The organism is Shewanella marina JCM 15074, from assembly GCF_000614975.1.
In the GTDB taxonomy this organism is placed as follows: Bacteria; Pseudomonadota; Gammaproteobacteria; order Enterobacterales; family Shewanellaceae; genus Shewanella; species Shewanella marina.
This window is the reverse complement of the sequence record NZ_BALM01000015.1, coordinates 86,203-110,036: the sequence shown is the minus strand read 5'-3', so window position 1 is coordinate 110,036 and position 23,834 is coordinate 86,203. Positions and strand designations below refer to the sequence as shown.

Annotated in this window: 14 protein-coding genes and 4 pseudogenes; 9 read left to right on the top strand and 9 right to left on the bottom strand. The window is 40.3% G+C overall.

What is annotated here, in order from left to right:
• Positions 1–279, bottom strand: a pseudogene (locus tag JCM15074_RS22100) (signal recognition particle-docking protein FtsY); the annotation flags it as partial.
• A 215-nt stretch (positions 280–494) separates the two neighbouring features.
• On the opposite strand from JCM15074_RS22100, the gene rsmD reads away from it, so the two are divergent.
• Together rsmD and JCM15074_RS12620 are read left to right on the top strand one after the other, a co-directional pair.
• Positions 495–1,082, top strand: a complete 588-nt coding sequence (rsmD, locus tag JCM15074_RS12625; protein ID WP_025821526.1) for a 16S rRNA (guanine(966)-N(2))-methyltransferase RsmD — start codon at positions 495–497, stop codon at positions 1,080–1,082.
• Complete coding sequence (locus tag JCM15074_RS12620; RefSeq protein WP_025821525.1) at positions 1,079–1,357, top strand: DUF1145 domain-containing protein; 279 nt, start codon at positions 1,079–1,081, stop codon at positions 1,355–1,357. The genes rsmD and JCM15074_RS12620 overlap by 4 nt, the downstream gene beginning before the upstream one ends.
• A gap of 44 nt (positions 1,358–1,401) precedes the next feature.
• On the opposite strand, the gene JCM15074_RS12615 is transcribed toward JCM15074_RS12620, so the two are convergent.
• Together JCM15074_RS12615 and JCM15074_RS12610 are read right to left on the bottom strand one after the other, a co-directional pair.
• Positions 1,402–1,926 carry an AmiS/UreI family transporter gene (locus JCM15074_RS12615; RefSeq protein WP_025821524.1) on the bottom strand — a complete coding sequence of 175 codons (525 nt, stop codon included), beginning with the start codon at positions 1,924–1,926 and terminating at the stop codon, positions 1,402–1,404.
• Positions 1,927–2,535: 609 nt separating this feature from the next.
• Complete coding sequence (locus JCM15074_RS12610) at positions 2,536–3,102, bottom strand: NapC/NirT family cytochrome c (RefSeq protein ID WP_025821523.1); 567 nt, start codon at positions 3,100–3,102, stop codon at positions 2,536–2,538.
• Positions 3,103–3,497: 395 nt separating this feature from the next.
• Here JCM15074_RS12610 and JCM15074_RS24030 point away from each other — a divergent pair, with 395 nt between their 5' ends.
• The 4 genes and pseudogenes from JCM15074_RS24030 to JCM15074_RS22090 all read left to right on the top strand — a co-directional run bounded on the left by JCM15074_RS24030 (position 3,498) and on the right by JCM15074_RS22090 (position 9,109).
• On the top strand, positions 3,498–3,881 hold the full coding sequence (locus JCM15074_RS24030; RefSeq protein WP_084267003.1) for a hypothetical protein: 384 nt from the start codon (positions 3,498–3,500) through the stop codon (positions 3,879–3,881).
• A 117-nt stretch (positions 3,882–3,998) separates the two neighbouring features.
• Positions 3,999–4,520: a heavy metal-binding domain-containing protein gene (locus tag JCM15074_RS12600; protein WP_025821522.1), complete on the top strand. Its 522-nt coding sequence runs from the start codon at positions 3,999–4,001 to the stop codon at positions 4,518–4,520.
• A gap of 19 nt (positions 4,521–4,539) precedes the next feature.
• A pseudogene (locus JCM15074_RS24025) lies at positions 4,540–5,970 on the top strand (efflux RND transporter periplasmic adaptor subunit).
• 8 nt (positions 5,971–5,978) lie between these two features.
• A pseudogene (locus JCM15074_RS22090) lies at positions 5,979–9,109 on the top strand (efflux RND transporter permease subunit).
• A 49-nt stretch (positions 9,110–9,158) separates the two neighbouring features.
• Here the strand turns inward: JCM15074_RS22090 and adiA are convergent.
• Positions 9,159–11,450: an arginine decarboxylase gene (gene adiA, locus JCM15074_RS12575; protein ID WP_025821518.1), complete on the bottom strand. Its 2,292-nt coding sequence runs from the start codon at positions 11,448–11,450 to the stop codon at positions 9,159–9,161.
• 420 nt (positions 11,451–11,870) lie between these two features.
• On the opposite strand from adiA, the gene potE reads away from it, so the two are divergent.
• Together potE and JCM15074_RS12565 are read left to right on the top strand one after the other, a co-directional pair.
• On the top strand, positions 11,871–13,187 hold the full coding sequence (gene potE, locus JCM15074_RS12570) for a putrescine-ornithine antiporter (protein ID WP_025821517.1): 1,317 nt from the start codon (positions 11,871–11,873) through the stop codon (positions 13,185–13,187).
• Between the two features lie 135 nt (positions 13,188–13,322).
• Entirely contained in the window at positions 13,323–14,333 is a 1,011-nt protein-coding gene (locus JCM15074_RS12565; protein WP_148300792.1) for a ribonuclease T2 family protein, read from the top strand.
• Positions 14,334–14,635: 302 nt separating this feature from the next.
• Here the strand turns inward: JCM15074_RS12565 and JCM15074_RS12560 are convergent, their stop codons facing one another.
• Genes JCM15074_RS12560 through JCM15074_RS12550 form a run of 3 tightly spaced genes read right to left on the bottom strand, consistent with a single transcriptional unit; the run spans position 14,636 to position 18,705 of the window.
• A complete protein-coding gene (locus JCM15074_RS12560; RefSeq protein ID WP_025821515.1) occupies positions 14,636–15,790 on the bottom strand; it encodes a mandelate racemase/muconate lactonizing enzyme family protein in 1,155 nt (384 codons plus the stop codon).
• A gap of 3 nt (positions 15,791–15,793) precedes the next feature.
• The gene (locus JCM15074_RS22085) at positions 15,794–17,323 is read right to left on the bottom strand and encodes a BCCT family transporter (RefSeq protein ID WP_037469675.1); all 1,530 of its coding nucleotides are present in this window, start codon (positions 17,321–17,323) and stop codon (positions 15,794–15,796) included.
• A gap of 26 nt (positions 17,324–17,349) precedes the next feature.
• On the bottom strand, positions 17,350–18,705 hold the full coding sequence (locus JCM15074_RS12550) for an FAD-dependent oxidoreductase (RefSeq protein WP_025821514.1): 1,356 nt from the start codon (positions 18,703–18,705) through the stop codon (positions 17,350–17,352).
• 590 nt (positions 18,706–19,295) lie between these two features.
• Between JCM15074_RS12550 and JCM15074_RS12545 the strand changes: the two genes are divergently transcribed.
• Positions 19,296–19,964, top strand: a complete 669-nt coding sequence (locus JCM15074_RS12545; protein WP_025821513.1) for a GntR family transcriptional regulator — start codon at positions 19,296–19,298, stop codon at positions 19,962–19,964.
• A gap of 68 nt (positions 19,965–20,032) precedes the next feature.
• On the opposite strand, the pseudogene mtr reads toward JCM15074_RS12545, so the two are convergent.
• Positions 20,033–21,288, bottom strand: a pseudogene (gene mtr, locus JCM15074_RS22080) (tryptophan permease).
• Between the two features lies 1 nt (position 21,289).
• Complete coding sequence (gene plsB / locus JCM15074_RS12535) at positions 21,290–23,719, bottom strand: glycerol-3-phosphate 1-O-acyltransferase PlsB (protein WP_025821512.1); 2,430 nt, start codon at positions 23,717–23,719, stop codon at positions 21,290–21,292.
• Positions 23,720–23,834 lie beyond the last annotated feature (115 nt).

Here is a 23,834-nt window from a genome sequence, read left to right as displayed (position 1 = left end):
TTCTGCAGCTTTTGCTTGAGCCGCTTGTTCAGCCGCAATTCGAGCTTCTTCTACGGCTTTTGCTTGAGCCGCTTGTTCAGCCGCTATTCGAACCTCTTCTTCAGCCTGAGCTTGAGCCGCCTGTTCAGCCGCAATACGCGCCTCTTCCGCCTCCTGTTCAGCGGCAATTCGGGCCTCTTCCTCAGCCTTAGCTTGAGCTGCCGCTTCTAGCGCAGCTGCTTCTGCTTCATCTTTTGACTTATCTTTGCGAAACCAAGAAAACAAACCTTTTAATGCCATGTGTGCTACCAGTGCTTAAGTTGCTGTATTAGAAATTATTTTTTATTTAGTCTGAAATTATCACTTACCCTATATTCGGATTCAAGCAAGTTATAATGTTAGTACTCACTGTTTCGCTATAAATTGGTATAAAATATGCCTTATAAGCAAGATACACGCGATTCAGGTGGCATAGTCTACCACTTTCTTTGTTAAGGCAAAATCACGGGGGCAAGATGGCCAAAAATAAACCCGGCAGTGGTCAAGTAAGGATCATTGGCGGCCAATGGCGTTCGCGCAAATTACCTATTCACGATCTTGAAGGCTTAAGACCTACAACCGATCGTGTTAGAGAGACATTATTCAACTGGTTAATGAATGATATTAGTGGCGCAAGAGTACTCGATTGTTTTGCAGGCAGCGGCGCACTGAGTTTAGAGGCATTATCTCGTTATGCGAATTTTGCACAAATTTTTGAATTACAGGCCAGTGCAGCTAAGCAATTACAAACTAACCTGCAAACCTTAAAATGCCCCAATGCTAAGGTCTCTCAGGGCAACAGCTTACAACTGTTGGATCATGCTTGTGCCGAAGGTTTCGATATCATTTTTATCGATCCACCTTTCCGAAAAGGCTTGGCAAATGAATGTATCTCACTTTTAGTGAAACATCATTGGCTTAATGACAATGCGCTGATCTATGTTGAAACAGAATCTGAACTAACGGATTTAACAACGCCGAGTTCATGGCAAGAAGTAAAACACAAACAAGCAGGCCAAGTTAGCTACCGCTTGTTTAGATACCAGCAAGACGTAAATCTATGAAGTGGCTTATTATTGCAGGTAAAGTGATCACTATAGTTGCGGTTATCATTATGATTTATAACTTGATTATTCCATTTTCGGGGGTAATCAATGTTATTTTAAATGTGATGTTGGCATTTACTCTGGTGATTCATCTGGTGCAGGTTATAAGCTTCCATAAAATTTTTGCACCACTACTGCCTCTCTCTAAAAAAGATTATTGGCAGGTATTTATGTTTGGTGTTTTTAGCCTGATGGAATATCGCCAACAGGTGTTAAATCAGCAAGCTAAATAAATGATAAGAAGAGGAGTAGTACTGCACTACTCCTTTTTTGTTGGTTATGAGTGCCAGTTTCCTGTCAGCATTAATACGCCTGGGATCCAACAAGTGACAATCCCTTCTAAGATACAGACATAACCGATCAATTTACTGGATAATTTATTCAGAACAAGCTGCGCCCAGAACATCAACCAGAGAATACCCCACAACCACCAAAATATGGCTTCAGCAATGATATAGACATTATCAGGCCCTTTATCTAAAAGATAAGCCCCAATCCAAATGGTATTGATTGCGACAAAGAAGCAGAACCAGCCTAATGGTCTACCATCAAGGTCATACCAACTATTAATAGCGACATACAGATAGGTAAAACCAAATAGGAATCCGGTTGCTACCCCAAGAAAAACATCCATAGGTGTACTGGCATTACTATGAAACAAAATAATGCCATTACAAAATACTGTTAGACCACCAACAAATAAATTGATGACGGCAATAGACCTTGCTTCAAATTTACATACCTGTGCCAAACCATTGGTAAATAGCACTACACCCACATAAAAAAAGATGATGCCCGACATTGTTAATTATCCATGCAATGTATATCCAAACGACCTGACGATGCTATTTCAGAGACTTTAAGCAAGCTTTGTTCTAGGCACATCTACATACCCTTTTAAGTGGATATAGCGGCGAATTGGACTTGCCTAAAGCTTTCTTGAGTAGGTTCTAACGCTTTTTATGCTGTGTTATTGATTTTGATAAAGGAATAACCATTAACTTCAATCAATGCTTTACCTAAAATACATTAAACTCCCACTGAATCTTGCAACTTCAAATAGCTTGGATATAGCTCAAAGTAATACAAGCTAACGCAATGTACCTTTGTTCAAAAAATGGCTTGCATGATAAGACTGGAATGAAATTTCGACAAGGTGAAGGCGGCAAAATGAAGCAAGATTAATAAGGTATTTTTTCTCTTTTAAAGCGTCATTCAATATCGTTATTTTTAACTAGCATAAACAATTAAAAACAACGATCTCAAAAGAAATATTTAATTAGCATCAACTATCTCAAACTATACTTTAATTCACGATTATTAGAATAAGCTAATTTAATTAGTCGCTAACAATTTTAAATAATAAAAAAAGCCCCTATATAAGGGGCTCTTTAAAGAATTAATTATTGAATTACTTCTTTGGATAAGGGTGTGCAACACCTTTATGGCAATCTACACATGTCTTTCTCTTCTCAGGATCTTTCTTGAAGTTCATTGCATGCATTCTTACCGCCATCTTCTTCATATTTGATGGTGGATTAGTGTAGATACTGTTGTGACAGTTTTGACAAGTCGCAGAATCAATTGAGCGTAAGTATTTCAACGCTAAGTCAGCTTGTTGCTTACGGTTTGTTTCTAACCAATCTTGAGTTTCAAAACCATCGATAGTTAGATAACCAATAATATCTTTAGAAACAATAACTTTCTTAACAAGATACTGTAGTGGTTGTGGTGGTAAATGACACTGTTGACACTGAACCACAATACCTGCGTTGTTGTTACCATGTGGTGACTCTAGTACTTCTTGTTCTAATGAATGGCCACTATGGCAGCTCATACAAAAAGCATTAGTACTGGTTGCGTGTAAAGTCTGTTGGGTTGCAAAAAAACCCACGGCACCAATCACAATACCAATTACCACTAGGGCAAGAATTGATAATTTAGCGCTCGGCTTTAATAGTTTACGCAAGAAATTCATTACGCTACTCTCCAAAATTATTATTTTCATATTATGTCATTTCAGATAATGAAATTTTGGAGCCAGAACAAGTTTTAGCACTGAAATTAATATAAATTTATAAAAATGAGATATTGATCATATTTATTTCATCATAGAATTGAACTTTATTCGTGATATATAACCCAATAGTATTAATAAATAGATATAGAGCCATCTATTTTTAATTAGATAATTAAGATATATCTAATATTTATTGCATTGTAATATGTGACACTGATCATATTAATTTGCATGCTAACAATTACAAATATATTATTTAATCTATTTTAAAGATTAAATATGACAACAAACTTGCTGTTCTATATTTTTTTTATGCTAGAATCAGCTCAATTAACAGAATTAATGAAAGGTTTATGCTGAAAACATTGAGTCATTACGCACTTATCATACTCACTCTACTCGTTACATTTGGGCAGAGCAGTATTGCTATGGGCGAAACTGACGATGTTAAAATGGCTAAACATCATACCAGTCATCAAATGTCACACTGTGACCCACAATCAATGATAAATCGTCATGATTGCTGTGATGAACAATCATCGCAACCCTGTTGTGATGGTAGTAATGGTGTGTGCATGTCTGATTGTGGCCATTGCCAAACAATCTCGGTGACAGGCACATTACCAGCCACTGAAACTTGGCCAAGCTTTAGTGGTACCCACCATGTATTGGCCATGTTAATGCCTCATTTCCACTCGATAGCCCTACCTCAGGCTTTTAGACCTCCGATTGCTTAAAACTTGTTAGTTTAGCTAACAATCAATCAAAAAATTCTAAAACTTTGGCAATTTATCGCCGTTAATAGGTCAGCTCTTATTGGCAACCTTGCGGCCATCTTCTCGATGGAGTGTAATATGAAATCTCTAATCTCTGCGTTATTTTCTGCTGTATTGATTTTCTCAACGGCACCTGCATTTGCAAATGCTCACCAACATCACGGTCATAGCGAACATCAAGCAACATATGATTGCCCTATGCACCCAGAAGTTGTAGGCGAAAAAGGTGACTCTTGCCCTAAGTGTGGTATGGATTTAGAACCTACTAACAAGCACGCTCAAAAAAAGCATTGTCCATCTGCTCAACAAGATGAATCTTGCGATAAGTGCGACAAACACCAAGGTAAAAAACACTGTCCATCTGCAAATAAAGACGAGTCTTGCGCTAAATGTGACCGACACAACGGCCACAATGGCAAAAAACACTGCCCGAACAGTCAAAAATCACATGCAAACCATAGCAATGAAAACCTAGCTCAAACTGCTAATTATGATTGCCCTATGCACCCTGAAGTGGTTGGCGAAAAAGGCGACTCATGCCCTAAATGTGGCATGGATTTAGAGCCTGCTAACACGCATAAAGCACACCAACATCATTAATTAGCCGTGGAGATGAGGCATGACAATTAAGCACCCAATTAAACCATTAATTATTGGCGCAGCATCACTATTACTGGCGGCTCAACCGTTCACTATATATGCGAACCAATTACAACCAGTTACTACCCATCAGCAGCATGCAGCGCATTACTATTGCCCAATGCATCCTGAAGAAACCAGTGACAAACCGGGACGCTGTCCAATTTGTAAAATGTTTCTTGTTAAAGAAGAGGAAGAAGAACAAGTCGTCACAGACCATAGTCAGCACCAATTAAAAACGGAAAAACCGGCGCATGATCCAATCACAGTAAAGCCTGCACCACTCAATAGCGAAGGTGGGATCAAATACATCTGCTATGCATGCTCATATCATCAGCGATGAGCCGGGAAGTTGCCCTATTTGTGGAATGGATTTAGAAAAAGTACAAGTTGCAGGTAATAGCAGCCAAATTGAGATCAATGTCTCGGGTGATATGCAGCAAGCATTAGCCCTTAAAGTGGCTCCTGTAGAGCGTAAGAATCTATGGAAATATGTCAAAACTGTTGGCCAGATTGATTTTGATGAAAGCCAAATTAACCATATTCATTCTCGCGTAAGCGGCTGGATCGAAAAATTAGCGGTAACGGCTGTAGGTGATAATGTCACTAAAGGACAATTGCTATATGAACTATATTCGCCTGAATTAATTAGCGCCCAAGACGACTATTTACTGGCGCAGTCCACCTACAAAGCCTCTAGAAATAATGCTGACTATAGTGAACTCGTTCGTAAAGCAGCAATGCGTCTAGAACTATTAGGGATGACTAAACAGCAGATTAAGCAGCTGTCAAAATCAGGCAAAAGCTATATCGAGTGCCATTCTATGCCAAGCATGATGGTGTCGTTAAAAAATTATCTATTCGTGACGGTATGTATATTCAGCCACAAACTGAATTGTTCTCACTGGTGGATCTATCCAAAGTCTGGGTTATTGCCGATGTATTTGAAAATGAGCAAAGCTGGATCAAAGTCGGGATGCAAGCAGAAGTCTCAGTACCTGCAATGGATTTAGCCGACATTAAAGGCACCATTGACTATATCTATCCAGAACTTGATCCCGTGACTCGTAGTTTACGAGTGCGGATCATTCTGAATAATCCTGATATTGAATTGCGTCCCAAAACACTTGCCAAAATATCGCTATTTGGCGGTGCTAAACGTGGCGCCTTAGTGATCCCACAAGAAGCGCTGATCCAAACAGGTAAGGCTAACCGAGTGATTGTCAAACTTGACGATAAAACCTTTACTGCACGCAATGTTACGGTTGGCATGTTCAGTCAAGATAAAGCTGAAATCACATCGGGTTTGGCTGAGGGCGATAAAGTCGTTACCTCTGGTCAATTCTTATTAGATTCTGAAGCCAGTCTTAAAGGCAGTTTGATGCGTTTAAGTAGTGGCCACCAGCACTAGGAGCCGATATGTTACAGCGAATAATTGAAAGCTCGCTTAAACAGCGAGTCATGGTGCTGATTATTGCTGCCATGATCACCCTCTGGGGTGTGCAAGAATTACGTAAAACGCCATTAGATGCACTCCCAGATCTATCGGACGTACAAGTGATTATTAAAACCTCATATCCAGGTCAAGCACCACAATTGGTTGAGGAACAAGTCACTTATCCCCTTTCTACAGCAATGTTGGCCGTACCGGGAGCCAAAACGGTTCGAGGCTACTCTTTTTTTGGTGATTCCTATGTCTATGTCATCTTTGAAGATGGTACCGATATCTACTGGGCTCGCTCCCGCGTACTTGAGTATTTAAGCCAAGTAAGCAGTCGTCTGCCGCAAGGAGTGCAGTCATCGCTGGGGCCTGATGCCTCTGGTGTTGGCTGGATTTATGAATATGCCTTAGTCGATCGCTCTGGCAGCTTAGATTTATCACAATTAAAAAGTTTACAGGACTGGTACTTAAAACTAGAACTGCAAAGTGTTGCGGGCGTATCTGAGGTTGCTACCGTTGGCGGTATGGAGCAAACCTATCAAATCGTCCTCGATCCCGATAAGTTAGCACTTTATAAGCTTGATATCGCCAGTGTAAAAAATGCCATTAATGTGTCCAATAGCGAAGCTGGCGGCTCTGTCGTCGAAATGGCTGAAGCTGAATATATGGTGCGTTCAAAAGGCTACCGTCAAACATTAGCCGATTTTGAACAAATTCCACTGGGAATTACCAGTCCATCAGGCACACCTTTGCTTTTAAAAGATATTGCGACCCTACGTAAAGGCCCAGCTGCACGACGTGGTATTGCCGAGCTTGATGGTGAAGGTGAAGTGGTTGGTGGTATTATCGTCATGCGTTATGGTGAAAATGCGCTAGCAACAATTGAAGCGGTAAAAGCCAAATTAAATGAACTGAAAGCGGGTTTACCAAAAGGGGTTGAGATTGTTCCGACCTATGACCGCTCACAATTGATCCAAAATTCAGTTGATAACTTATTCAGTAAAGTTGTTGAAGAGATGTTAGTCGTAGGCTTAGTTTGCTTACTGTTTTTAATGCATGCACGTTCAACATTAGTGGCGGTTATTACCTTACCACTATCAATCCTTATCGCCTTTATTGTGATGAACAAGATGGGAATTAACGCCAATATTATGAGTTTAGGCGGTATTGCAATTGCAATTGGTGCAGTGGTTGATGGCGCGATTGTAATGGTTGAAAACTTACATAAGCACCTTGAGCATTTTGAGCAAGAACATCAGCGTCGCCCCACAACCAAAGAACATTGGCAAGTGGTTACCGCCTCATCTATTGAAGTCGGCCCAGCACTGTTTTTCTCACTGTTAATTATTACTTTAAGCTTTATTCCGGTATTTGCCTTAGAAGCCCAAGAAGGCCGTTTATTTAGTCCACTGGCCTATACTAAAACTTTTGCCATGGCTGCTGCGGCGATTTTATCAATCACGCTAGTGCCGGTATTAATGGGTTACTTTATTCGCGGCAAAATCCCTAAAGAAACCAGTAATCCGATTAGCCGATTCTTAATTGCGCTATACCGCCCGGCACTTAATTGGGTATTAAAATTCCCAAAAACAACCTTAGTACTCGCACTTATCATCTTAATTAGTGCAGCTTACCCACTGACTAAAATGGGCAGTGAGTTTATGCCGGATCTTGAAGAGGGTGACCTGCTGTATATGCCTACTGCACTGCCCGGTATTAGTGCCAGTAAGGCGGCTGAAATCCTGCAACAGACCGATCGTTTAATCAAAACTGTCCCTGAAGTTGCACGGGTGTTTGGTAAAGTGGGGCGAGCAGAAACTGCGACCGATCCTGCGCCGCTTACTATGCTTGAAACCACTATCATGCTCAAACCACAGGAGCAATGGCGTGATGGCATGACACTCGACAAGATTATTGAGCAATTACAACAAACCGTTAAAGTGCCGGGCTTAACCAATGCTTGGGTACAACCGATTAAAACTCGTATTGATATGCTCTCTACTGGTGTAAAAACCCCTATTGGCATAAAAATTACCGGCGCTAATGTTGATGAATTACAGAAAATCGGTACTGAAGTTGAAGCCATTTTAACTAAATTACCTCACACAAAGTCAGCTTACGCTGAACGTGTTGGTGGCGGCCGTTATATCGATATCAGTCCAAAACTTGATGTTGCTTCGCGTTATGGCATGAGCCTCGCTGATATTCAAGATGTGGTACGTCATGCAATTGGCGGCATGAAAATTGGTGAATCAGTGCAAGGGGCTGAACGCTATCCTATTAACCTACGTTACCCACGTGAACTTAGAGATAATATTCATAAGCTACAAGAGCTACCTGTTATCACTAAAACGGGTCACTATTTACCTTTAGGCGATTTAGCAATATTGAAATTAGTGATGGCGCACCTATGCTAAAAAGCGAAAATGGTCGTTTAATTTCATGGGTATTTGTGGATATTGAAGGCACCTCTATCGGCCAATATATTGATGAAGCACGTACAGTACTGAATAGCGAGTTAGTGCTTCCTCCGCGTTATAGTTACACTTTTGCTGGTCAATATGAGTATATGCAACGGGTTGATGCCAAATTAAAACAGGTTATCCCAATGGCATTAGGCGTTATCTTTATTCTGTTAATGCTTACCTTTGGTAGTAGCCTACAAGCTAGCTTAATTATGGCTACCCTACCGTTTGCATTGGTCGGCAGTACTTGGTTGCTGTACCTATTAGATTTTAATATGTCAGTCGCGGTTGCTGTCGGTATGATTGCGCTGGCGGGTGTTGCCGCCGAATTTGGTGTGGTGATGCTGGTGTATCTCAATAATGCGATCAAATATAAACAAGCTAAAGATCAATATCATACAGTTGCAGATTTAAAAGATGCGCTAATGGAAGGTGCCGTCATGCGTATCCGCCCTAAAGCAATGACAGTCGCAACCATCTTTTTTGGCTTACTGCCGATTATGTGGGGTGCAGGTAGTGGTAATGATGTGATGCAAAAAATCGCCGCGCCAATGGTTGGCGGTATGGTTACTGCGCCATTACTATCTCTGTTTGTCTTGCCGGTACTTTACCTCTTAATCTATAAGCGCAAGCTGCAAGCATAAACAAAAAAGGCCTCAAATGAGGCCTTTTGATTAATTGCTTAGCAAGGTATTACTTTACGCACATTACGTAGTAAACGCCGTCTTCTACTTCAGTACCTTCAGTCTCATGCTCAAAACCTGGGAACTCTTTATCCCAAACTTCTAAGCTCTTCAGATAATTAATCTGAGGACTTGTATGGTCACCAAAGCTTTCACCAGACATTAGCATTGGAATTCCAGGTGGATAAGGAATAACAGCGTTTGCGGCAACACGACCTTCTAATTGGTGCGATGGCACCATCTCAACCGTATTATCCACAATGGCTTGGAATGCTTTACGAGGTGTAATCACAGCTTCAGGTAAGTTTGAATAAGCTTGGTTTAACTTCTCTGAAGGATTGTGTTGGCGTAAGTAGTTAAACATCTTATCACCTAAATCTTTCAAGCCTAGTTCACCATATGCTTCAGGGTGAGACTTCACTAAATCAGGTAGCACTTCTGATAACGGTGCATTGCTATCATAGTGGCGCTTGAATGAAAGTAATGTATTAACTAACGTTGCCCACTTACCTTTCGTGATACCCATAGAGAATAGGAACATCACTTGGAAATCAGTGGTACGAGTTGGGATAATACCAAAACGGCCTAAGAACAATGTCACTAAAGCAGCTGGTACACCAGATGATAGTAATTGACCGTCATCGCCCATACCCGGAGCTAGAATACTGACCTTGATTGGATCAAGCATACACCAGTCAGCAGGCATATCTGCAAAGCCATGCCAGCTATCACCAGGATGCATTACCCAGCAATCTTGTTCAGTTGCTAATAACTCAGTTGGTGCATCTTCAAAGGCATATTCTTCACCTGTTGCAGGATCTGTTACTGTCTCAGCATTCCAAGGTTTGAAGAACCAATCGTTACCATCTTCTTGATACTCACGATATAAACGACCCATTGCTTGACGGAAATCGATCGCTTCACGGATAACTTCAGTCGTTAATGATAAACCACGGTTACCATCCATTTGCGATACCGCCACATCGTTTGAGGCGCTAATTGCATATAATGGTGAAGTTGTTGCATGCATCATATACGCTTGGTTAAAGCGTGAAAAATCAATCGAGCTCTTACCATGACGCACGTGTAACCAAGATGCTTGTGATAGTGCGTTCAATAATTTATGAGTTGAATGAGTCGCGAAAACGGTTGGGCCTTCATAATCATCCATTGGCTCACCACGCATTGCATAATGGTCAGCATAAATAGGGTTAAAGCGTGCATAGCCATACCAAGCTTCATCAAAGTGAACGCGGTCACTACTTTCAGCTAAAATATCTTGTGCACGTTTAGCGTTATAACAAAGACCATCATAAGTACAGTTAGTGAGTACCGCATACACTGCACGTTGATCTTTACGATCTTTGGTTAAGACACTGGCAGCAGCATTGGCTTTTAGTGCTGCTTGATCCATTTGATTAGGGAAAATTGGACCGATAATGCCGTAACGATTACGGGTTGGTACCATATAAATAGGTAACGCACCTGAAAGCATTAAGCCCTGCTCAATTGACTTATGACAGTTACGGTCAACAATCACTAAATCATTTTCATTCATACAAGCAGCCATAATGGTACGGTTCGCACCAGAAGTACCGGTTACCAATGAATATGACTTATTCGCACCGAATACTTTAGCCGCATAGGCTTCACTGTCACCAAATGACCCAGTATGGTCAAGTAGAGAACCTAAATTGCCACGCTCAATGCCCATATCGGTTCTGAAGATACCTTCACCGTAATAGCTATAAAAGCGCTGACCCGCTGGAGTTTTAGTAAAACCAACACCACCTTGGTGACCTGGTGCTGCCCATGAATACTCATGAACATCATCATACTTCATTAATGCTGACATCAATGGTGGAAGTACACGCTCGCGATAACGTGCCATTGCTGCATACGCACGGCCCGCAATAAAATCAGGAGTATCTTCTAAAATCCATGCAAACTCATCGACTTTTTCCATTAATTCGCGGTTAACGCTCAACGTGATCTTCTTACGTTCAGCAAGTAAGAACACAGGAACATTCTGTTGGCGTCGATTTAGCTTCTCAATCAAGACATAAAACTTTTCATTTTCTTCTTGTTGAGATCCACTCATGCGTGACGTTAACATTAAGCAATCAATTGCTGTGTTAGCGTTAAACAGTGAATAACAATCATCAAAAGAAGTCGCAACAATCACATTTGCGCCTTCGTTTTCTAACTCTTCAACTAAACGACTAATTGCATTAGCTACAACACCTTCTTTGGATAAATCTTCAAGAATTAAGGCTGTATATTTTTTTCCGTAGCTACTCATTCAAATAAACTCCATTAACCTGTAAGTTAATAATCACCCTTTATGTTATAGATTAACTCGAGCAATACTTCCAAGGTTAAAATTAAAATAAACAAACTTTAATTGATTAAATATAAAAATATGTATCAAATCAACACTTAACCATTATTTTAAATATAAATTATAATTCACATAAAAAAACATCCATATTTTTAATGCAATTTTATTCATTCAGACTAAGATCATAAGTCACTGAAAGTAAACATCATCAATATTGCATGATACACAGTGTAACGAATGAAATCTTATTATCTGTACTTAAATAGTCACATGAATTTTATATTCATATATAGAGCTCGCTTTGTATGAACTCCATTTTTGGACTATAACCTAAATAACAATTTTAAAATTTTACCGCTTATTTATATTTGGAGTTTAAGAATGGCTTCTGAAGCAAATAAAATGGGACTGGTGGGACTCACCACAATTGTAACAGTCAATATGATGGGTTCAGGCATTATTATGCTGCCAGCAAGTTTGGCTCAAACAGGGGCAATCTCGTTACTCTCTTGGTTAGTTACCGCCGTTGGCGCAATGTGTATTGCTTATGCTTTTGCTAAGTGTGGTATGTATTGCGACAGGGACGGAGGCATGTCAGCCTATGCCAGTGAAGCACATGGAAAATCATCATTTTTTATTGCTTCTTATACTTACTATGTCTGTCTCGTTATTAGTGCGGTGGCAATTGCAGTATCTTGTGTGGGTTATTTGGAAGAGTTTATTCCATGGTTAAAAGCGAGCTCATTTAATACGTTCATCGGTGTAGTCGTGATTCTAGTGGTTACGATGGTAGCTAACTTTAAAGGACCTAAGATTACTGGCCAAATCTCAACCTTCACCGTATGGGGCGTAATTATCCCGGTTGTTGGTTTATCAATTATTGGTTGGTTCTGGTTTGATCCAAAAATCTTCGCTTCTGCATGGAATCCACATCAAGAAGGTACGATGGATGCAATTTCAAGCGGTATTGCGTTAACGCTATGGGCTTTCCTAGGTATTGAATCTGCTGGTGCAAACTCAGCTACCGTTGAGAACCCTAAGAAAAATGTACCACTTGCTTGTATGCTAGCAACCAGTTTTACAGCCATTGTTTATATTACTTCAACCGCAGTAATTCAGGGTATTGTACCTAATGCAGCCCTAGCCGCTTCAGACGCTCCCTTCGGTTTAGTTTACACTTATATGTTTAACCCAACTGTTGGTTTAATCATTACAGCACTCGCAGTAACAGCTTGTATCGGTTCTCTACTCGGTTGGCAATTTACCAACGCTCAAGTATCTAAAGCAGCAGCTGATATTAACCTATTCCCTAAAATATTCTCTTCTGTAACCAAAGATAATGCTCCAGTAAAAGGCATGCTTATCATGTTAGCGCTAGAGCTTGGTTTAGCCGTCTTAACCATCTCGCCAACACTGATCAAACAGTTCAACGTACTGGTTAATTTAGCGGTATTTATTAACATGGTGCCATACATCCTATCGCTTACTGGTCTGGAAGCTATTTTACGCAACAACAATGTCTCTTCAAAAGAGTACAGAATTGGAGCCGTTGTCGGTACATTTGCGGTAGCCTACAGCATCTATGGCGTTTATGCTTGTGGCCAGCAGGCTGTATTCTACGGTGCAATTGTGACCTTTATTGGCTATATCTTCTACGGCTTTATCGCCGCTAGAGACGATAAAAAAATGCCTGCTTAAATACGAAGTTAACCCCCATAAAAAGCCGCCATTGTGCGGCTTTTTTTATCGCTAAATCTCAATTTAGTAAGTTTGAGTATATTGGATAGCTCGACTATACTTCGCGCCATTCAATTTATTACCATAATTAAAATAATGCGCGTAATTATTACTTTCTTATCATTGCTATTGGTCAGTACCACAACCGTTGCAGCACCAATGCAGGGTACCTTTACTGCCACTCAAGAATGTGCAGCTTATCAATCTAAAAATAAGCTCACAAACCCTGAAAATATCAATACAAAACCACAGCAACAATACCAAATTCATGAATATTTGGGCGATAGTGCGAATCCAACTTGGCTACGCATTAAAACAACTGCAAGTCACTCAGCAATGCGCTGGGTCAAAGCACAATGCGGTACCATTTCTGGCGCTAGCCTCGGCACCAGTAACTCAAGTAAAAAGCAGCAAACAGCGAATAGTGATAAAGGCAGCTGTAGTACCCGCGGCAACTATGACTCATATGTGCTAGCCATTAGCTGGCAACCGGCATTTTGTGAACTCGGTGGAAAGCGTAAAACAGAGTGTCGTAAACTTGATGATGATAGCTATGGTGCGGGTCACTTTACCCTGCATGGTTTATGGCCCAACAAACGCAGTTGTGGCATTAAATATGGCTTTTGTGGCATCGTAGAAACTAAACCAAAGGGATTTTGTGGCTATCCAAAAGTGCCATTAGATAATGATATTAGACAAGAGCTGAATACCGTGATGCCAAGTGCAAAATATGGTACTTGTTTGCAACGTCATGAATATTGGAAACATGGTAGCTGTGATAGCCGTGATGCTAATGGTTATTTTGCAGTTTCAACAGCATTAGTCCAACAAGTCAATCAGTCGACATTTGTGACTCAATTTATTCAAGATAATATTGGTGATAAGGTCAGTCGTAAAGATTTTGAACAAGCATTTGATCAAAGTTTTGGTCGTCAAAGTCATAAAAGAATTCGTCTTCAATGTCGCAAAGATATGCTGACCGAAATTCAAATTAATCTGCCAAAAGAGATTAAAGATGGTACGACACCAATCAGTGATTTACTAAAACGAGTCAATAAATCACGCCAAGGTAATTGCCCTCGTTACTTTAAAATCGATCAAGCTTAAATCACACAGAGAATATAATTACAGGGAGGTAATTATATTTAACTATTCAAAATAGGTGATTTTAAAATCACAATTTAAATATATTCATGCTAAATTCAAACGGTAACGGATATATTTAGAATAATTATTCAGTTAAAGCATTTATTCAGAACGGCACCTAACATTGTATACTGTCAGTTACCAACTTGCTAAATCAGCAAGTATTCAGCTCTCTGTCAGTCCAAAAAATCTCGCTTATAAATGTTAATTTTTAACAAAAAAGGCCGCAATTGACTGCGGCCTTTAGATACTCATGCATGGTGTTAAAACTGGTAGCCAGTCACCTGCTTTACATACTCAATATTAAGTTCTATACCCAAACCTGCTTGTTCTGACACAGCGATTTCACCGTCAATGATCGCGGGTTCATTTAAGGTTAAATTCTGAGTCAATGCCCCCTGCCAAAAGTCTGGATGTAAGTACTCAATATATTCAGAAATATGACAAACTTTACCAAAATGGCGAGCAGCCGCCGCAGTAATACCCGTCTTCCAGTTATGTGGCATTAATTGTGCATTATGATGCTCGCACATGTCGGCAATGCGTAATAACTCCGTAATACCACCGCAGCGGTTATAATCAGATTGGATAACAGATACGCCCGTTTTTTCAAGCCACTCTAATGCTTCAAAACGAGTAGTAGACATCTCTGCGCCGCATAAACGCGTATTAATTGCAGCTGCTAGCTTTTGATGTCCGATTAAATCATCATGTTGTAAACAAGCTTCGATAAAGTACAAATCAATATCTTCTAGCTGTCTAAAGGTCCAACGTGCTTTTTGCCAATCATGCCAGCGATATAAACAATCAACCATCATGTCCATATCCCAACCTATGATTTCACGCAATTCACGCAAGTATGCGACAACTTCTTTATCGGTAATATTATCGTTTGGAATAATGCACACTTTTACAGCTTTAGCACCATTCACTTTAGCTTTTTCAATTAACGGTTTATAGGCTTCAACTATCTCAGATAGACTTGCATTAGCGGCTACTGATGGGTACAAGGTGAAATAAGGCGTTAATTTAGATTTTTGCGCCCCACCCATTAACTTATAAGCTGGAACACCTAATTGCTTACCCGCTAGGTCATATAGCGCCATATCAATACCTGATATCGCAAATAACCCCAAGCCGCGCATACCAATCCACTGGGTCGTGTTATACATCCGATTCCAGTTAGCACGAAACTCTAATGGATCATAACCAATCACAGCATCCTTGATGTTATTAAGCCACTTATGCTCATTTTCGATCTCAGAAAAAGCTTTCATACATTCTGGCGGACCATCAGCCTCGCCCAATCCGTATAAACCATTTTCATCTGTCACTTTGACAATAACAGTATTTTCACTCCAATTCGTGGCAGCCACATTAACAGGAATAAATTCAACAGAAGCAATATTCGCACGCATAAACTACACCTTAGCCGCAACAAGTTCAGGGTGATCTTGCTTAATCCATTTCATTAAGCACATTACCATCATGATATTTAAGATAATCATTGGCACACCAACAATAATACACATTGATTTAATGGTATCGATACTGCCACCCATGAAGAATGCAGCCATAGATACAGCACCAATACCAATTGCCCAAATTAAACGCACCGCCACATCAGGGTCCGCATCGGCATCCAGTTGTTTAGTTGTCATCATAGAGATAGAGACTGCTGCTGATGTCATAGTTGTAGACATTAAGAAGAATTCTACAATCAAGAATACAACTAAAAGAGCGGCACCATAGGGCAAAGCATTAATCACTTCAATTACTGCCATGGATACGCCACTTTCATTCATCCATTCCAATACTGGCAGTACGTTAAACAGTTCACTGTAAACAGAATAACTACCAAAAATCGCAATAAAGAAAGCACAGCCAGCAGAGCCAAAGAAAATAGTCGTCAGTACTAATTGTTTAATTGTTCGGCCTTTAGAAATTCGAGCTAAAAAGATCCCCATCATGACTAAATATGCGTAATACCATGCCCAGTAATACATAGTCCAAGCTTGAGGAAAGCCTGATTGTTGAACAGGATCTGTCCATAAACTCATGCGTACAAAGCTATCAATCATCACACCTAAACTATCGAAGAAGTATGAAAAAATGAAAGCTGTTGGGCCTGCAAGTAAAATAAAGATACCTAATAGAAATGCAGCATAAACACACCAATTAGCCAGTTTAGCCACACCTTCCTTCATACCTGCAATCATAACGATCGCATAAAAAACGATAAACAGTACAATCAGGCCGACTTGCAATAAAATATCATTAGGAATACCAGTAACTTTATAAATACCTGAACCAATCAGATCAACCGCTAAGCCCATTGATGTTGAAAATGCACCTAATGTACCAAAGATAGCAATAACGTTAATCACATAACCAACTGGTCCATTGGCATGTTTCTTACCAATTAAATCTTCTAATAAATTACTTAAACGTAAATTACGCTTTTTCTTCTTATGTAAATAATATGCAAATGGTACTGATGGTAAGCAGAAAATAGCCCAGCCAATTGGTCCCCAATGGAATAATGTATACGTAATTAACCATTGTGATGCTTCAGGGCTACCAGCTTCTGCAAACATCGGTGGGCTCTGCATATAATACATAGGTTCACCAACAGCCCAGAAAATTAATGCCGCACCAACACCTGCAGTAAAAATCATAAAGGAATATGTTGAATAACTAAATTCAGGTTGATCGTCATCAGCACCCAATTTAATTGAACCAAAGCGGCTCAACGCTAACCACATCAGGAATACTAGCGCGCCTAAGCCTGCTAGTTGAATAAACCAACCAATATCATTAGTTACCCATTTCATACCTGAATGAGCAACGTTATTTGTCGCTTCAGGGAACATCACTGCCATTCCTAATAACAAAAATGTTACTAAGATCGAGGGCCAAAATAGCTTGTGATCTAAATTATCAAATTTCATGATAAACCTTATTATTCTTCTTATTATTACAGAGCGCTGCCATTGGTGATCATGGTGGCGCGGATAACGGCAACATCAAGGTCGCGGATTTTACGTTGAGTATTAATGGCAAGCACGGCTGCAACAGCGGCTGCGTGACCAAGCTCAAAACATTGAGCGGTAACACGTGCTGAAGCTAATGCTTCATGCTCTGCACTTAAACAGCGACCAGCAACAATAATATTTTCACCCACTTGTGGGATTAGCGTACCGAACGGAATGTCGTAGTAATCATCAATTAACCAATGCAGTTTCGGCTTATCACCTGAATGCAGTTCAATCGGCCAAGGCGTACGGCAAATACCGTCGCTGCGCTTGCGGCAACTGACCACATCATCATTTGTTAAGGTTTCAATCCCCTTAATCGAGCGGGTTTGACGAATGCCAACTTCAACGCCAGTATCAACTACGTAAGCCTCTTCACAGCCCGGCACAAACTCATTTAAGAATTTGGCATAAGCGCGCACTTGGCGACGACCAAATACTTCAGCTTCAGTAAAATCAACGGGATCAATCACATTCAACATTCGACCATCTTGACCAGCAAGACGGGTCGCATTCACCATTAATTCATTCGGGCGAGTTGTTGGGAAAATCCAAATTTTGTGACGCGGTAATTCCCAGCCAAGTTCAGCATTAGCCTTTTGAATATTTTCAGTCACTTTAGGTGGGCAGATAGTATCCATACCGTAATAGGCCAAATACTTATCCATATCAACACCGGCAATACGGAAGAACATGGTTGGGTTTTGAATACGTCCTTCGTCACCAAAATAAGTATCTAAACCTGCACGAGCAACCACTGCTGCATCGCCAGATGCATCAATAATGATCTTCGCTAGAATGATGCTTTGACCAGCATTAGATTCAATAACAACACCTTGGAATTTGTCACCGTCCATAATCACGGCAATAACCGCGGTATGGTAAAGAATATTAACGCCAGCCTCGGTTAACATGTCGTCTGCAACTTCACGCCAAACAAGTGGATCATGGGTTACAGTAAATGTTTTGCCATATTGCTGCGGCGCAGTAACACCATTACGTAGCACTAGCGCCTGACGGAATTTTTCAGTAAACCCATATACCACTTGCTCAGGTGCAGCTTGCGTGTCATCTGTGGCTTTATACATACCGCAAATCGTGCCAGATAAACCAGCTACCGCAGCACCTCCACAAAAGCCATACTTCTCAATTAGGTAGGTTTGTTTACCTTGCGTTGCAGCCACTTGCGCGGCAGCCACACCAGCAGGCCCACCACCAACGACCAACACATCAATTGCTGCTAACACTGGCAAGTCAGGTACAGACTCATAGCGTTGAATTATTTGCCAACCTTTCACAGTAACCTCTGAAATATTTTTGATATATAACTGATATATCAGTTAAGATTAGCGCTAATATAACGATCTAATATTATTTATTAAACAGATCCACACTGATTTGTGATGTAAATCACTGGATATTTACTAACTAATGATCGATGTCACACAATTAAATAATCCTGATATATCAGCAATAAATCGATATTTGCATATCAAGTAATCAGATATGAATCATCGTAAGAGAGTGTTCGGCGAGATTAACTCAGTTATCCATACTATTTGTGATATATATACCCAAGTGAATTGAAGTCGCAGGATCAGTAGAAATGATTTAATCAAAGCCATAAGGGCTATAAATGATTATCGGTTTATTAAAATCAGTCGCGCTTAATTAAATAGGATCAAAATCGAATATAGAAAGTCTTAAGCAAGCCCAATTTATGCATGAGGTTTCTCAACGTTTACGGAGATACCACGAGAATTGAACTTGCTTAATATCTTCTGAAATAGCAACTTCAGATAATTTGCAAATAACTGTTAAAATACACCACTACAAGAATGATGTTCACGAGAGCGTGATTAGGATCACTGTGATAAATGGAGCGCGAATGACGGTCAATATTGATGCGGCCAACAAGGCAGAATACGCATATCATAAAATTGAGAAATTGATTGTTTTCAGAGAATTAACACCTGGAAGTATGATCAGTGAAAAACAGCTATGTGAACGTTTAGATCTGGGTCGAACCCCAGTTCGAGAAGCACTGCAACGCTTATCATATGAAGGCATGGTAGAGATCCATCCTCGCCGCGGCATCATGGTGCCAATGATTTCATTGGAAACTCAATTAAAAATTCTAGAAGTACGTCGCGATATTGAAGCGCTATGCGTAAAATTTGCTGCCATGCGCGCTAGCGAAGCGCAAAAAAAACGTATGGTAGAAATGGGAAAAGAGTTAATTGAGTGCGCTAATAATCAAGATGATCATCAGTTCGCTGAACTACTGAAAAACATTCATCTTATTCTAGTTGAAGCCGCTAATAACGAGTATCTGCAGCTCGCAATAATTCCTTTGCAAGGTCTCTCTCGTCGTTTTTGGTTTGCTTATAAAAATCAAAATTCTGACCTTAAAATGGCCGCAAGATGCCACTCAAAAATCTTAAAGCACATTGTTTATGCTGATGCGCTTGGGGCGATTCAAGCGGCTTATGAGCTTAATGATTACCTATCTCATATGGCTCATAACACAGTAAAAATGTCACCTAAGACATTTTAATTACTTGAATTTATCTGATAAAAAAAGCGCCTAAGGCGCTTTTTTATGGGTTATACCAATTGCATTATTTAACCATATACTGGAAGTAAGCCAGCCATCGCAAGTAAATGGCATGACGCAGTGACAATCCCAAAAAATATAATTAAACCTATCAGCGGTGTCCCACCAGGAACTCTAAAGCCTTGATAATCCGGATGCATTTTACGTACTTTGTAAGCCATCATTGCGGGTACCATCACGGCCCAAATTGCAGCAGCTAATGCGGCAAAACCAATGGCAATTAAGAAGCCATTAGGGAAAAGTAAACCCATTACAGTCGGTGGAATAAAGGTAATAGCGGCAGTCTTTGTACGACCTTTAATTGAATCATCAAATCCAAATAGATCCGCTAAAAAGTCAAATAAACCAGTGTAACGCCTAGAAATGATGATGCCACAGCAAGGTTGGCAAATAGGGTCAGCATGGTGTTAAGCCATTGACTTGACATCACATCTGCTAATGCCCCGACCAATACGCCCATATTACCGCCTTGGGCAATAATCGCGATAAATTGGCTACGAGGAATATTGCCCATGGTTGCAACTAACCAACAGGTATAAATAACGAGTCCAAGGAAGGTACCAATGAAGATCGCTTTAATAATAGTATTTGGCTGTTTGCCATAATACTTGACTAAGCTTGGCACGTTGCCATGATAACCAAAACTGGCTAAACCAAAAGGTAATGCCGCTAAAATATAAGGCACAAAACGAGCCTCACCATCAGGCTGCATTAACTTTGTCACATCAACATCTAGCAATAGATTACCAATGGCCAAAAAGAAGGTAATCACCATACCACCAAGCATAATGGTGGTAATACGATCGACAGCTTTAGTACTGACTAAGACTATCAGAGCTAACACTGATGCAAACACTAATCCTGCAACACTTTGTGGTAATTCAATACCTAGGTTTTGCAGGCTATGATTAACAATCGAGCCACCACCACTGATGTACGCATAGGTCAAAATATACAGTACAAAAGCAATTGAAAGGCCGCTAACGATGCGCCAAAATTGACCAAGGGTTTCTCTCGTTAAGGTATCAAAGCTAGCACCAGGTTCAAAATGCAAGTTGGTTTCAAGCAATAGTAGACCTGACATCAACATACAGAACCAAATACCGACCAACATGATCATGGCATAGCCAAACCACATACCAGCGCCAACAACTGGCAATGAAAACATACCGGCACCAACAGTGGTACCAGCAATAATCATTGCTCCGCCTAATACAGATTTTCCAGCAACAGGGCGCTTAGCACCGTTCATATGATTTGCCATTTTAAGTGGTATGCTCCGTCGCCACACTATCTACAATTGTTTTCTTCACTGCTGGACGTAGTAATGCATTAGTATGATTACGAATACGTTTAACATGCTCAGTATTATCTAAATCGGTATCACATAAATACCCTAGCTCTTTAAGCTTAATACTGAGTGTTGCATAAAGTTTCTTGTCGTAGAACTCTGGTGCAGTAATACCGTGAAGCGCACCCAGTCTTTGTGCTAATAAATGGCTTTCTTTCTCAAGATCAGAACGCTCCATGCCAGGATGTGCCGCTAATAAGTTAAAGATGATTGAATAACGTTGCATGGTTTCATTAACGGTTTCTGCTAATAAAATTAATGCCTGATTATTTCGCTCAACGGCAAAAATCTTATCATCCTGCTGTTCAAGTAAACCTTGTTCAACCAACACCGCAATAAGTTGTTCAACATAACTGGTTAAGTCATCAACCTGCATAAACAACTCAGCTTGTAATAGCGGATAAAAATCACTGATTATTTGACCTAGCTGATCACGAGTCATTTTACGGTAATGGGTAAAACAGCAAGCAATTAACGATGGTAAAATCATTAAGTGAATAATGTTATTGCGGTAATAGGTCATGGTAATGCTAATCGCATCATCAATCGCCACAATATCACCTAAAGGATCCGTCTCAAGCACGAATTTTTTCAGTTCTAAGCCTTCTTGTACCAGCGCTTTACCATCCCCCTCAGTAACAGAACTATATTGTGTATATGGCACTTCTTTCAGTAGCTTTAAGTACAGATCTAACTGCTTTTCAAGCTGAGTACGTTCCATTGCATTTTGTTCTGTTGCTAACAATGCCATGCTAATTAAGGTGACAGAACTTACGGCTGCAGCACCATTAATATTTGTCATCACTTGATTTGCTAAAGCATTAACCGTTGGGGTTAACCATGTTGGCTTTTGATCGGGATCGGCCTTAACATCATCACGCCAATTCTCAACTCGACCATTTAAGAAATTATGCAGTGTGATTGGTTTACCAAAATTCACATAACCTTGACCAAAATTACCCAGCTTACGAATTGCACCAAAAATCTGCCATACCGATTCTTTTTTCTTTTTCTTACCACTTAACTCTTTGTGGTAAGTCGCCACTTCCATAACATGGTCATAGCCTAAATAAACGGGCACCAGTGTCACAGGGCGTTCCACACCACGTAATACGCTATTCATGGTCATCGCTAACATACCTGTTTTAGGTGTTAATAGACGACCCGTACGAGAACGGCCACCTTCAGTAAAGTATTCAACTGAATAGCCTTTAGTAAATAGCTGATCTAAGTATTCTCTAAATACGGCGGTATAAAGTTTATTACCGTTAAAACTACGGCGAATAAAGAAAGCACCGCCACGGCGGAACATTGGACCCGCAGGCCAGAAGTTCAGGTTAATCCCCGCGGCAATATGCGGCGGCACCATGCCTTCAAAATACAGAATATAAGAGAGTAATAGATAATCCATATGACTACGATGACACGGCACATATACAATCTCATGGCCATCATGATGCAGCTGTCTTACCTGTTCAGCACCTTTAATATTGATGCCCTTATACAGCTTATTCCATAACCAAGTTAAAAAGCGCTCAGCAATACGAATCAAGCTATTTGAATAGTCAGCAGCAATCTCATCAAGATATGCGACTGCTTTTTCGCGAGCCTCTTTTTCTGAGATATTCTTATTCGCAGCCTCTTCAGCAATCGCTTTTTTCAAGTTTTGTGAATGCAACAAGCTGTCAAATAACGCTTGACGATTTGGCAGTTCAGGGCCCGTCATCACTTTACGTTGACGATTAAAATGTACCCTTGCAACACGTGCTAGCTTTTGCGCGATTTTCTTATCCGTACCATGTTCATCAGCCATATAACGTAGTGATACAGCATTAGAGAACTGCACAAAGTTATGACGACCTAAGAAAAGAATCATTAAGGCTTTACGGATACGAGATGGATTTTCACGCTCAAGCACTGCGGCCTTCATGGTGTCATCTTCTTTACCCGGAGTTCGACCCCAATAAAGACTGACAGGAACCAATTGCACATCTAAATCAGGCTTCTGTTGATGCGCGTGTAATAGCTCCATAAAGCCAGATAAAAATAGATTAGCATCACGTTCGCCACGTACCGGTTTGGCACTTTCGATACAAACGATTCTCGGCGTACGTAAACCATCAACTTGCAGCTCATCATATGGGCTAGGCAAGCCTAATTTTTTAGTGACCTCGTAAAGTGCAGCAACGTCACTTAATGATTCTGTTTTAAGGACATACACTAACGGTTTAGCCGGATCTAAATTTAGATCGCTAAAAGGATCTTGCGGTACCACAATGGTGTGTACCAATTTATTCTGGATCCAACGTAATGATTTAAACCAAATAGAGTCTTTTTTTGACATGATTGATTCTATAATTAGCCACGATATTATCGGCTAGAATACCAGACAACATTGCATTGTTGCTAATTCACTGTTGAATTCGTCGTAATTATCAAAAATTGGCCGTTATATAACC